The organism is Streptomyces sp. BYX5S, from assembly GCF_054724165.1.
In genome coordinates this window covers 1,392,214-1,404,758 of the sequence record NZ_CM138829.1, presented here as the reverse complement: position 1 = coordinate 1,404,758, position 12,545 = coordinate 1,392,214, and the positions used below count along the sequence as shown (strand labels likewise).

Here is a 12,545-nt window from a genome sequence, read left to right as displayed (position 1 = left end):
TGCACCCGCCACCTGTAGAGCGGTAGGTTTCGTTACCTTTACGTAACCTTGGCCGCGCGGAGGCGCCGGGGACGTGCCGTACGGTGACCGCATGAGCAGCACCAGGACCGCCAGGAGCCATGAACGCCGGGCCGAGATCCTGCGGGCCGCGCTGGAGGTCATCGCGGAGCGCGGGTACCGGGGCGCGAGTCTCGCGGCGGTCGCGGAGCGGGTGGGGCTGACCCAGCAGGGGCTGCTGCACCACTTCCCCACCAAGGAGGCGCTGCTCGTCGCCGTCCTGGAGGAGCGCGACCAGTGGGACTCGGTGCCCAGCAGTCAGTGGCGCCTCGATCTGCTCGGCTCGCTGGTCGAGTACAACGCGATGCGCCGCGGCATCGTGCAGACGTTCTCCGCGCTGCTCGGCGAGTCGGTGACCGACGACCATCCGGCGCGGGAGTTCTTCACGCGGCGCTACACCGGCGTGCGGGAGGCGATGGCCGAGGTGCTGCGCGCCGAGTACGGGGAGCGGCTGCCGGGCGGGCTCACGCCGGAGCGGGCGGCGCCGCTGCTGGTCGCGGTGATGGACGGGTTGCAGTACCAGTGGCTGCTGGACCCGGAGGCCGTGGACATGCCGGGCGCGGTGCGGGACTTCCTGGAACTGCTGGGCGGCGAGGGGTAGTTCGGGCCCGTCACCCGCTCAGGGTCCGGCCGCTGCCGACAGGCCCTAGCCCTGGCCGTGCGCCCCGGGCCACTGCGTGCCGTGCCCCTGGTCCTGGCCGGGCGCGGGCGGCCACTGCACGTGCTGGGCCTGGGCCTGGCCCTGCCCCTGACCGGGAGCGGCCGGCCACTGCGTCCCGGCGTCCGGGGTCTGCGCCTGCGCCGGCTGCGGCGTCTCGTTCTCGCCCTCCAGCTCGCGCACCATCAGGGTCGCCCCCGCCACCGCGCCCGGCATCAGGAACACCGCGACGAACGGCACCAGGAAGGCGACCGCCAGCGGTGTACCGAAGCCCCAGGCGAGGCCCTTGCGGGAGCGGAGCACGGCGAGGCGCTCGCGCACTTCGCGGTTGCGGCGCTGCCAGGCCACCGACGTCAGCTCCTCCGTGAGGAAGTAGCCGGTGACGAAGAAGCCGATGACCGGGATCACGGTCTGGCCGACGAACGGGACGAACCCGAGGGCGAACAGGAGGATGCCCCACAGGGCGGCGCGCACGAGCAGCCGCAGGCTGTCACGGGCCGAGATCCACAGTTCGCGCAGCAGCGACAGGCCGGACTCCGGCGCGTGGCCGCCGCTCTCCGCCCGGTCGACCTCCTCGGACAGCGACTCGTAGAAGGGCTGGCCGATCAGGAGGGTCACCGCGGTGAAGGTCAGCACCGACAGGAGCAGGCCGAGCGCGAACAGGACGGCCGTGAGGAAGCCGCGGAACAGGCCCTGCCACGGGGACGTCCAGTCGTCGGCGAACGGGGTGACCCAGGAGATGAAGTCGCCGCCCCAGACGGCGAGACAGACCAGTGCCGCCGCGTACAGGACGAGGGTGATCAGCCCTGGCAGCAGGCTCCAGCCGTACTGCTTTCCGTGCTGGGCAACCCAACGCTGCCCCTTCATCAAATAGCCGAAGCCCGCCCCGAGATCACGCATGGCGCAAACCTTACGGGACGGGCCTGGTGGCGCATCAAGCTCAGACGGAGAGCGTGACCGTGATGTTGCCGCGGGTCGCCTTGGAGTACGGGCAGACCTGGTGGGCCTTCTCGACCAGGGACTTGGCGGTGGCCGCGTCCACGTTCGGGATGGCGGCGGCGATCTCGACGATGATGCCGAAGCCGTCGTCGTTCTTGCCGATGCCGACGTTGGCGGTGACGGTCGAGCCGGAGACGTCCGCGCCCTCCTGGCGGGCGACGACGGCGAGCGCACCCTGGAAGCAGGCGCTGTAACCGGCGGCGAAGAGCTGCTCGGGGTTGGTGCCCTCGCCGGAGCCGCCCTGCTCCTTGGGCGGGTTGACGACGAGGTCGAGCTTGCCGTCGCTGGTGGAGACGCGGCCGTCGCGGCCGTTCTCCGCGGTGGCGGTGGCGGTGTAGACGACGTCGGACTGCGTGATGGCCATGACCGGCTCCCTCGTTCGCGCGGGTATTTCTTTCGTTTAGCGGAACGAGGTTACCGAATCATGGAATCATCGGGTGTGGCGGGAGTCACTCCCCCAGCTTCACGACCATCTTTCCGGTGTTGTCGCCGCGCAGTACGCCGAGGAACGCCTCCAGGTTGTTCTCGATGCCCTCGACGACCGTCTCGCGGTACTTCAGCTCGCCGGAGCGGATCCAGGCGCCGACCTCCTGCACGAACTGCGGCTGGAGGTCGTAGTGGTCGCCGACGAGGAAGCCCTCGATGCGGCCGCGGGTCTGGATGAGGCGGGTGAGGTTGCGCGGGCCGGGGGCCGGCTCCGTCGTGTTGTAGACGGAGATCGCGCCGCAGATGGCGATGCGGCCGTCGCGGTTCAGACGGGCGATGGCGGCCTCCAGGTGGTCGCCGCCGACGTTGTCGAAGTAGGCGTCGATGCCGTCGGGGGCCGCTTCCTTCAGGAGCGTGTGGACGTCGCCCGTCTTGTAGTTGAAGGCGGCGTCGAAGCCGTACTCGTCCAGGAGCAGCTTGACCTTCTCGTCCGAGCCGGCCGAGCCGATGACGCGCGAGGCGCCCTTGAGCTTGGCGATCTGGCCGACCTGGCCGCCGACCGCGCCGGCCGCGCCGGAGACGAAGACGCTGTCGCCCTCCTTGAAGTCGAGGGTGCGCAGCAGGCCCGCGTACGCGGTGAGGCCGGTCATGCCGAGGACCCCGAGGTACGTGGACAGGGGCGCGGCGTCCGGGTCGACCTTCACGGCCTGCTTGGCGTCGAACGTCGCGTACTCGCGCCAGCCGAAGAAGTGCAGCACGTGGTCGCCGACGGCCACGCCCTCGTCGTTCGAGGCGAGGACGACGCCGACGGCCCCGGCCTGCATGGGCTCACCCAGCTCGTAGGGGGCGACGTAGGACTTCGCGGCGGACATGCGGCCGCGCATGTACGGGTCCACGGACACGTACAGGTTCTTGACCAGCACCTGGCCGGGGCCCGGCTCGGCGACCGGGGCCTCGCGCAGCTCGAAGTCCTCGGGCTTGGGCCAGCCGACGGGGCGGCTGAGCAGGACCCACTCGCGGCCGGTGGCGGGAATCTGGGGGGTGTCGGCGGTCATGCGCTGATCCTTATGTCGAGGGGGCGATTAGCACGTGGCCGAAGCATGCGGAAAATACTTCAGTACCTGAAACAACAATGCTCCTGAATATTTCAGGATGTCAAGCAACTGGGTACGCTGTTCCTCATGGCCGCACCGCGTACCCCCCGCACGGACCCCCTCACGCTCGAGGTCCTCGAGCTGATCGGGGAGATCGTCGCGCGCTACCACCAGGAGTACGAGGAGGCCGCCTCGCGGCACGGGCTGACCGGCGCGCAGGCGCGGGTGCTCGGCCTGCTGTCGCTCGAACCGCTGCCGATGCGGCAGGTGGCGCAGCGCCTGAAGTGCGAGCCGTCGAACGTGACGGGGATCGTGGACCGCCTGGAGGGCCGCGGGCTCGTGGAGCGGCAGGCGTCTCCGGGCGACCGGCGGGTGAAGGTGGCCGCCGTGACGGCGGAGGGCCGGCAGGTCGCGCGGGCCCTGCGGGACTCGCTGGACTTCGCGCGGGAGCCGATGTCCGGACTGTCGCAGGAGGAACGGGTCGCGTTCCGGGACATGCTGCGCCGGATGGTCTCGGCGGGCTGACCCCCGACAGGAGCCCGATCGCTTTTCGTCCTGTCCCGACTTATTGACACCCCCGTGAGCCCGACTTACTGTCACGCCAGCATTTCGAACGGCAGACGAAATTTCGAACGGCACAGGGGGCAACTGCCTTGCGGATCACGGGAATCAGCACGCATGTGGTCGGGACTCCGTGGCGGAACCTGACCTACGTACAGGTGCACACCGACGAGGGGCTGACAGGTGTCGGTGAGACCCGGATGCTGGGACACACCGACGCGCTCATCGGGTACTTGAACGAGGCCAAGGCCAACCACATTCTCGGCTCGGATCCCTTCGCCGTCGAGGACCTGGTCAAGCGGATGAAGTACGGCGACTACGGGCGGGCCGGCGAGATCGTCATGTCCGGCATCGCCGTGATCGAGATGGCCTGCTGGGACATCAAGGGCAAGGCCCTCGGGGTGCCGGTGTGGCAGCTGCTCGGCGGCAAGGTCACCGACAAGGTCAAGGCGTACGCCAACGGCTGGTACACGACCGAGCGCACGCCGGAGGCGTACCACAAGGCCGCGCAGGCGGTCATGGAGCGCGGGTACAAGGCGCTGAAGATCGACCCGTTCGGCACCGGGCACTTCGAGCTGGACCACGAGCAGTCGCTGTACGCAGTGTCGCTGATCGAGGCGGTGCGCGACGCGATCGGTCCCGACGCCGAGCTGATGCTGGAGATGCACGGCCGGTTCTCGCCCTCGACGGCGGTCCGGCTGGCCAAGGACCTGGCCCCGTTCAAGCCCGCGTGGCTGGAGGAGCCGGTGCCGCCGGAGAACCTCAAGGCGCTGGAGAAGGTGGCCGCGAAGGTCGAGATGCCGGTGGCGACCGGTGAGCGGATCCACGACCGGATCGAGTTCCGGGAGCTGTTCGAGAGCCAGGCGGTCGACATCCTCCAGCCCGACGTCGGCCACATCGGCGGCATCTGGGAGACGCGCAAGCTCGCGGCGACGGCGGAGACGCACTACATGCTGGTCGCTCCGCACAACGTGGGCGGCCCCGTGCTGACCGCCGCCTCGCTCCAAGTGGGCTTCACCTCGCCCAACTTCAAGATCCTGGAGCACTTCAACGACTTCGCCGACGCGGAGATCAAGAAGGTGGTGAAGGGCGCCCCGCAGGTCGTCGACGGCTACTTCGAGCTGTCCCACGAGCCGGGCCTCGGCGTCGAGCTCGACGTCGACGCGGCCGCCGAGTTCCCCCAGCAGCAGGCCCGGTTCGACCTGTGGGCCGAGGGCTGGGAGAAGCGTCAGCCGAAGGCGTCGGAATGAGTTCCGCCGTCGTCGTCGACGCGCCGGGCAAGCACCGGGTCGTCCCGCACGAGCCCGTGGCTCCGGGCCCCGGCGAGGCGCGGGTGCGGGTGCACGCCGTGGGGATCTGCGGCAGCGACCGCGAGGTCTACCAGGGCAACAGGCCCGAGGGGTACGTGCGTTACCCGCTGACGCCGGGGCACGAGTGGTCCGGCGTCGTGGACGCGGTGGGCGACGGGGTGCCGGGGTCCCTGGCCGGCCGGAAGGTCGTCGGCGAGGGGTTCCGCAACTGCCAGGTCTGCGACCGGTGCCACGCGGGTGAGACGACCCTGTGCACCGACGGGTACGAGGAGACCGGGTTCACCCAGCCCGGGGCCATGGCCTCGACGCTGACGCTCCCGGCGCGGCTGCTGCACGTGCTGCCCGACGACGCCGACCTCACCGCCGCCGCGCTGCTGGAACCCGCCGCGTGCATCGCCGCCGCCGCGCTGAAGGCGCAGGCGCTGCCCGGTCAGCGGGTGGGCGTGGTCGGGACCGGGACGCTCGGGATGTTCGCCGTGCAGTTCCTCAGCGCCGCCTCGCCCGCGGAGCTGGTGGTCGTCGGTACGCGCGACGACCGGGCCGCTCTGGCGCGGCAGTTCGGCGGCACCGATTTCCGGCTGCGCACGGACGCGCTGCCGGACGACCTCGACGTCGTCATCGAGACCGCCGGGTCCGCCTCCGCGGCGCGTACGGCGGCGTCCTTGCTGCGGCGGGGCGGGCGGCTGGTGCTCACCGGGATTCCGGCGGCCGGGGCGGCGGAGGGGCTCGACCCGACCGACCTCGTGGTGCGGCAGCTGGAGGTGCGGACCGTGTTCGGGGCCGCGCCGGACGCGTGGGCGCACGCGGTGCGGATGTTCGGGGCGGGGTTGCTCGATCCGTTGCCGCTCGTGACGCACGAGGTGCCGTTGGAGCGGTTCGCCGAGGCGATCGAGCGGGTCGGGGCGGGGGACCCTGCGGTGGGCAAGGTGTTGTTGCGGCCTTAGCCCTGCCGGGGCGTTTCGCGGCGACGGGGTTTCGCGGGGCGCTGCCCCGCACCCCGCTCCTCAATCGCCGGAGGGGCTTCATCGGGCTCCTCGATCGCCGAGGGGCTTGACGGGGCGCCCCACCCGAACCTCATTCGATATATCGAACAACTTGAAAAGGACCACCGTGACCGACACACCCCGCCGTCCCGGCGAACCCGCACTTTCCGCGCTCGGGCTCAGTGCCCCGGAGCGGGACGACGCCGATGCCTCCGCGCACACCTTTCCCGACGGGGGCACCTGGCGTACCGAGATCCCCTCGGTCGAGGGGCCGGAGGCCGTGGCCACCGTGCTGAAGGAGTCCTCGCGGCTCGACGTGCCCATCCACCGCATCAGCCAGGGCAGCGGCGTGTGGATGCTGCGGGACGCCGAGATCGTGGAGATGGTCGAGGCCACCGCCGAGCGTGACATCGAGCTCTGCCTGTTCACCGGGCCCCGCGGCACCTGGGACACCGGCGCCTCCGTACGGACTGACTCGGGGGGCGCCGGACTGCGCGCCCGGGGGCACGACGCCGTCGCCGGATGCGTCGAAGACGCCGTGCGGGCCACCGAGTTGGGCGTCAAGTGCCTGCTCGTCGCCGACGAGGGCGTGCTGTGGACGCTGCACCGGGCGCGCGTCCGGGGCGTCATCCCGGCCGACACCACCCTCAAGCTGTCGGCCCTCGTCGGGCCGGTGAACCCGGCCGCGTACTCCGTGTACGAGAAGCTCGGGGCCGACTCGCTGAACGTGCCGAGCGACCTCACGCTCGCGCATCTCACCGAGATCCGGCGGGTGTCCGCCGCGCCCATGGACATGTACGTGGAGGCGCCCGACGACCTCGGCGGCTATGTCCGGATGTACGAGATCGCCGAACTGGTGCGCCGCGGCGCCCCGTTGTACCTGAAGTTCGGGCTCGCCAAGGCGCCGTCGATCTACCCGTACGGGACCCATCTGCGGGACGTCACCCTGGACACCGCGCGCGAGCGGGTGCGCCGGGGGCGGCTCGCGCTCGACCTGCTGGCGCGGCACGGTGCGGACGGCGGGATGTCGCCGCTGGGGTCGCGGCTGCCGGGGACGCTGAGCCGCTTCGACACGGGCGAATAACGTTCCGGGCACGGAACTTCCCAGAAGCGGACAGGGCCGCGCAGAATCCAACGCATCCTCACCGGGTCAACCACCGTTCCTCGCAAGCGACTTCGCACCGCCGAGCACAGCCCCGCACTTGTGCACTCACACATCAAGGATGATGACCATGCGAAACCGTCGAGCCGTTCTCACCGCGATAGCCGCCTCCGCCTCCCTGGCGCTCACCCTGTCCGCCTGCGGCCAGAACAGTGAGGGCGGCAGCAAGGACGAGAAGAAGAGCGCGAAGGGCTCCACCGTCGGCATCGCGATGCCGACCAAGTCCTCCGAGCGGTGGATCGCCGACGGCAACAACGTCGTGAAGTCGCTGGAGGCGAAGGGCTACAAGACCAAGCTGGCGTTCGGCGAGGACGACCCCGACCAGCAGGTCTCGCAGATCGAGAACATGATCACCCAGGGTGTCTCGGCCCTGATCATCGCGGCGATCGACAACAAGTCGCTCAACAACGTCCTCCAGGAGGCCAAGGACGCGAACATCCCCGTCATCGCGTACGACCGCCTGATTCTGGACTCGAAGAACGTCGACTACTACGCGACGTTCGACAACGAGAAGGTCGGCGAGCTCCAGGCCGGCGCCCTCGTCAAGAAGCTGGGCCTCGACAGCGGCAAGAAGGGCCCGTTCAACCTGGAGCTGTTCGCCGGCTCCAACGACGACAACAACACCAAGTACTTCTTCAACGGCGCGATGTCCGTGCTCCAGCCGTACATCGACAAGAAGCAGCTCGTCGTCAAGTCCGGCCAGACCAAGCTCAACCAGGTCACCACGCTGCGCTGGGACGGCGCCACCGCGCAGAAGCGCATGGACGACATCCTCACCTCGACGTACAAGAGCGACAAGGTCGACGCGGTGCTCTCGCCGTACGACGGCATCTCCATCGGCATCCTCTCGGCGCTGAAGTCCGACGACTACGGCACGAAGGCCAAGCCGCTGCCCGTGGTCTCCGGTCAGGACGCCGAGGTCGCCTCCGTGAAGTCGATCATCGCGGGCCAGCAGTACGCGACGGTCTACAAGGACACCCGCAAGCTCGCCGAGGTGTCGGTGGACATGGTCGACAAGGTCCTCAACGACAAGAAGCCCGAGGTCAACGACACCAAGACGTACGACAACGGTGCCAAGGTCGTCCCCTCGTACCTGCTGACCCCGGTCAGCGTCGACAAGACCAACTACGAGAAGACGCTCATCGACAGCGGCTACTACACCAAGTCCGACCTGGGCCTGAAGTAACCCCTGCCGACCGTTTTCGCTCACTAGCAAGAAGGGCACGACCATGGCGGGACCCGTCCTGGAAATGCGCTCGATCGTCAAGACCTTTCCCGGCGTCAAGGCGCTGTCGGACGTCTCCCTGAGCGTCCAGCCCGGCGAGGTCCACGCCATCTGCGGGGAGAACGGCGCCGGGAAGTCCACCCTGATGAAGGTGCTCTCCGGCGTCCACCCGCACGGGAGTTACGAAGGGGACATCCTCTTCGACGGAGAGCACTGCGAGTTCAAGGACATCAACGCCAGCGAGGCGCGCGGCATCGTCATCATCCACCAGGAGCTGGCGCTCGTGCCGTTCCTGTCGATCGCCGAGAACATGTTCCTCGGCAACGAGCACGCGAGCCGCGGCTTCATCAACTGGCACGAGACGCTCGGGCACGCGACGCGCCAACTGCGCCGCGTGGGCCTGAACGAGAACCCCAACACGCGCGTCGCCGACATCGGCGTGGGCAAGCAGCAGCTCGTGGAGATCGCCAAGGCGCTCGCCAAGGAGGTGAAGCTGCTGATCCTGGACGAGCCGACGGCCTCGCTGAACGACGAGGACTCCGACACGCTCCTCGATCTGATCCTGGAACTGAAGGACCAGGGCATCACCTCGATCATCATCTCGCACAAGCTGAACGAGATCCGCAAGGTCGCCGACTCGGTGACGATCCTGCGCGACGGGCGCACCGTCGAGACGCTCGACGTGCGGGCCCCGGAGACCACCGAGGACCGGATCATCTCCGGCATGGTCGGCCGGGACCTCGACCACCGCTTCCCCGAGCGCACCCCGCACCAGCCGGAGGCGGGCGCGGCGCCGGCCATGGAGATCCGCAACTGGACGGTGCGCCACCCCATCGACCGGGAGCGCAAGGTCGTCGACGACGTGTCGCTCAGCGTGCGCCGCGGCGAGATCGTCGGCATCGCGGGGCTGATGGGCGCGGGCCGCACCGAGCTGGCGATGAACCTGTTCGGGCGGACCTACGGCCGGTACGCGGGCGGCGTCGTCCTGAAGGACGGCGAGGAGATCAGCACGCGGCACGTCTCCGACGCGGTCGGCCACGGGATCGCGTACGTCACCGAGGACCGCAAGCACTACGGCCTCAACCTCATCGACACCATCGGCCGCAACATCACGCTGAGCGCCCTCGGGAAGGTCGCCAAGCGCGGTGTCGTGAACGAGCACGAGGAGCGGCAGGTCGCCGAGGGCTACCGCACGTCGATGAACATCAAGGCCCCCACGGTGTTCGAACCGGCGGGGAAGCTGTCGGGCGGCAACCAGCAGAAGGTCGTCCTCAGCAAGTGGATCTTCGCGGGGCCCGACGTGCTGATCCTCGACGAGCCGACGCGTGGCATCGATGTCGGCGCCAAGTACGAGATCTACACGGTCATCGACAAGCTCGCGGCCGAGGGCAAGGCGGTCGTCTTCATCTCCTCCGAGCTGCCCGAGCTGCTCGGCATGTGCGACCGCATCTACACGATGGCCGCGGGCCGCCTGACCGGCGAGGTGCCGCGGGCCGAGGCGACGCAGGAATCGCTGATGCGCCTGATGACGAAGGACAAAGAGGTAGCGCGATGAGCACGAACGTGACGGACAAGATCCCGGCGGCCGCGCCGCCACCGCCGCCGCGCAAGGAGGGCGGGGCGGCCGGGGGCGGCCTCCTGCAACTCGTCATGGACGGCATGCGCCGCAACATGCGCCAGTACGGGATGCTGATCGCGCTCGGTCTGCTGGTCGCCGTCTTCGCCGTGTGGACGAACGGCGACCTGATCCTGCCGCGCAACGTCTCGAACCTGGTCCTCCAGAACAGCTACATCCTGATCCTCGCGATCGGCATGATGCTGGTGATCATCGCGGGCCACATCGACCTGTCCGTGGGCTCGTTGACGGCGTTCGTCGGATCGATGGCGGCGGTGCTCACCGTCAGCCACGACGTGTCCTGGCCCGTCGCGATGATCCTCTGCCTGGTGATGGGCGGCATCGCCGGCTCGATCCAGGGCTGGCTCATCGCGTACGGCGGCATACCGTCGTTCATCGTGACCCTCGCGGGCATGCTGGTGTGGCGCGGGCTCACCGAGATCCTGCTCAAGGGGCAGACCCTCGGCCCGTTCCCGGACGGCCTCCAGAAGATCGGCAACGGGTTCCTGCCGCAGGTCGGCCCGAACACCAACTACCACAACCTCACGCTGCTGCTGGGCGTCCTGCTCGCCGCCGCGGTGGTCTGGCAGGAGCTGCGCGACCGGCGCCGGCAGCGCGAGTTCTCGCTCGACGTGGTGCCGTTCAACCTGTTCGTGCTGAAGATCGTCGCGATCGTCGCGGCGATCGCCACGGTGACGCTGCTGCTCGCCAGCTACAAGGGCACCCCGATCGTCCTGATCATCCTCGGCGCCCTGGTGGTCGGCTACGGCTACGTGATGCGCAACTCGATCTTCGGCCGCCACATCTACGCGATCGGCGGCAACCTGCCGGCCGCGAAGCTGTCCGGCGTGAAGGACAAGAAGGTCTCCTTCTACGTCTTCCTGAACATGGGCGTGCTCGCGGCCCTGGCGGGTCTGGTCGTCGCGTCCCGCCTGAACGCGGCCTCGCCGAAGGCGGGCCTCAACTTCGAACTCGAGGCGATCGCCGCGTCGTTCATCGGCGGCGCGTCGATGAGCGGCGGCGTCGGCACCATCCTCGGCGCGATCATCGGCGGTCTCGTCCTCGGCGTGCTGAACAACGGCATGAATCTGCTCGGCGTCGGCTCCGACTGGCAGTCGGTGATCAAGGGCCTGGCCCTGCTCGCCGCGGTCGGCTTCGACGTGTGGAACAAGCGCAAGTCCGGTTCGTAGGTCTGGTTTCACTTCTCACTTTTGGAGCCGCACAGATGGAACTGAGCAGACGTACGGTCATGGCCTCGGCCGCGGCCGCTGGAGTCGCCGCCACCGCACTCGGCGGCACGGCGCACGCATCGGCAGCACACGCCTCCGGAGGCAGGAAGCCCGTGAAGGAACCCTTCGGCAAGCTCGCCGACGGCACCAAGGTCTACCGCTGGTCGCTGTCGAACGGCGGCACCCGCATGAAGGTCCTCAACTACGGCGGCATCGTCCAGTCGCTGGAACTGCCGGACCGGCACGGCCGGTACGTGAACGTCTCCCTCGGCTACGACACCATCGAGGAGTACGTCGCGGGCACCACGTTCTTCGGTGCCACCATCGGCCGCTACGGCAACCGCATCGCCAAGGGGAAGTTCACCCTCGACGGCAAGGCGTACCAGGTCTCCGTCAACGACGGCGAGAACTCGCTGCACGGCGGCGCCAAGGGCTTCGACAAGCGGATCTGGGACATCGAGCCGTTCACCTCGGGCTCCGACGTCGGCCTGCACATGTACTACACGTCGGTCGACGGCGAGATGGGCTACCCCGGCACGCTCAAGACCAAGGTCACCTACACGCTCACCGCGCGCGGCGACTGGCGGATCGACTACGAGGCCACGACCGACAAGCCCACGGTCGTGAACCTCACCAATCACACCTACTACAACCTCGCGGGCGAGGGCAGCGGCACGATCTACGACCACGAGCTGACGCTGGCCGCCTCCCGCTACACGCCCACCGACGCGGGCCTCATCCCGACCGGTGAGCTGGCGAAGGTCGCGGGCACCCCGTTCGACTTCCGCAAGGCGAAGCCCATCGGCCGGGACATCCGCGCCGCCCACCCGCAGCAGATCCTCGCCAAGGGCTTCGACCACAACTGGGTGATGGACAAGGGCATCACGGCGAAGCCGGTCCTCGTGGCGACGCTGCGCGACCCGTCGTCCGGCCGCAGCCTGAAGATCGCGACGGACCAGCCGGGCCTTCAGTTCTACTCGGGCAACTTCCTCGACGGCACGCTCGTCGGCCAGTCGGGGCGCACCTACCGGCAGGGCGACGGTCTGGCGCTGGAGACCCAGCACTACCCGGACTCCCCGAACCAGCCGTCGTTCCCGTCGACGGTGCTGCGACCGGGCGAGACGTACCGTACGACGACGGTGCACTCGTTCGGCACGTGAGGAACCGGAACGTGGGTGACCGGCTCCTGAGCCACACCCGTTGAACACCGCCCCGCCCGTATCCGT

The 12,545-nt window shown here is 69.0% G+C and carries 12 protein-coding genes; 9 read left to right on the top strand and 3 right to left on the bottom strand.

What is annotated here, in order from left to right; all coding sequences use genetic code 11:
* The first annotated feature begins 73 nt into the window (after positions 1-73).
* The gene (locus ACYBSK_RS06265) at positions 74-658 is read left to right on the top strand and encodes a TetR/AcrR family transcriptional regulator (protein WP_457475858.1); all 585 of its coding nucleotides are present in this window, start codon (positions 74-76) and stop codon (positions 656-658) included.
* Positions 659-703: 45 nt separating this feature from the next.
* Here ACYBSK_RS06265 and ACYBSK_RS06260 read toward each other — a convergent pair whose 3' ends face one another.
* The 3 genes from ACYBSK_RS06260 to ACYBSK_RS06250 form a co-directional block, all read right to left on the bottom strand.
* The gene (locus tag ACYBSK_RS06260) at positions 704-1,615 is read right to left on the bottom strand and encodes an EI24 domain-containing protein (RefSeq protein ID WP_457475857.1); all 912 of its coding nucleotides are present in this window, start codon (positions 1,613-1,615) and stop codon (positions 704-706) included.
* A gap of 40 nt (positions 1,616-1,655) precedes the next feature.
* A complete protein-coding gene (locus ACYBSK_RS06255; protein ID WP_457475856.1) occupies positions 1,656-2,078 on the bottom strand; it encodes an organic hydroperoxide resistance protein in 423 nt (140 codons plus the stop codon).
* A gap of 85 nt (positions 2,079-2,163) precedes the next feature.
* Positions 2,164-3,195, bottom strand: a complete 1,032-nt coding sequence (locus tag ACYBSK_RS06250; protein ID WP_457475855.1) for an NADP-dependent oxidoreductase — start codon at positions 3,193-3,195, stop codon at positions 2,164-2,166.
* A gap of 126 nt (positions 3,196-3,321) precedes the next feature.
* Between ACYBSK_RS06250 and ACYBSK_RS06245 the strand changes: the two genes are divergently transcribed.
* From ACYBSK_RS06245 to ACYBSK_RS06210, 8 genes are all read left to right on the top strand, one after another.
* The gene (locus ACYBSK_RS06245; protein ID WP_457475854.1) at positions 3,322-3,759 is read left to right on the top strand and encodes a MarR family winged helix-turn-helix transcriptional regulator; all 438 of its coding nucleotides are present in this window, start codon (positions 3,322-3,324) and stop codon (positions 3,757-3,759) included.
* Between the two features lie 128 nt (positions 3,760-3,887).
* Positions 3,888-5,045, top strand: a complete 1,158-nt coding sequence (locus ACYBSK_RS06240) for a mandelate racemase/muconate lactonizing enzyme family protein (protein ID WP_457475853.1) — start codon at positions 3,888-3,890, stop codon at positions 5,043-5,045.
* Positions 5,042-6,049 (top strand): zinc-dependent alcohol dehydrogenase, encoded by a 1,008-nt coding sequence (locus ACYBSK_RS06235; protein WP_460245427.1) that lies wholly within the window; start codon positions 5,042-5,044, stop codon positions 6,047-6,049. Before ACYBSK_RS06240 ends, ACYBSK_RS06235 begins: the two co-directional genes overlap by 4 nt.
* 166 nt (positions 6,050-6,215) lie before the next feature.
* The gene (locus ACYBSK_RS06230) at positions 6,216-7,172 is read left to right on the top strand and encodes a hypothetical protein (protein WP_457475851.1); all 957 of its coding nucleotides are present in this window, start codon (positions 6,216-6,218) and stop codon (positions 7,170-7,172) included.
* Positions 7,173-7,320: 148 nt separating this feature from the next.
* On the top strand, positions 7,321-8,436 hold the full coding sequence (gene chvE, locus ACYBSK_RS06225) for a multiple monosaccharide ABC transporter substrate-binding protein (protein WP_460245426.1): 1,116 nt from the start codon (positions 7,321-7,323) through the stop codon (positions 8,434-8,436).
* A 43-nt stretch (positions 8,437-8,479) separates the two neighbouring features.
* Complete coding sequence (mmsA, locus tag ACYBSK_RS06220) at positions 8,480-10,030, top strand: multiple monosaccharide ABC transporter ATP-binding protein (protein ID WP_457475849.1); 1,551 nt, start codon at positions 8,480-8,482, stop codon at positions 10,028-10,030.
* Positions 10,027-11,280 (top strand): multiple monosaccharide ABC transporter permease, encoded by a 1,254-nt coding sequence (mmsB, locus tag ACYBSK_RS06215; RefSeq protein ID WP_457475848.1) that lies wholly within the window; start codon positions 10,027-10,029, stop codon positions 11,278-11,280. The genes mmsA and mmsB overlap by 4 nt, the downstream gene beginning before the upstream one ends.
* Before the next feature lie 35 nt (positions 11,281-11,315).
* Entirely contained in the window at positions 11,316-12,479 is a 1,164-nt protein-coding gene (locus ACYBSK_RS06210) for an aldose epimerase family protein (protein WP_460245425.1), read from the top strand.
* Positions 12,480-12,545 lie beyond the last annotated feature (66 nt).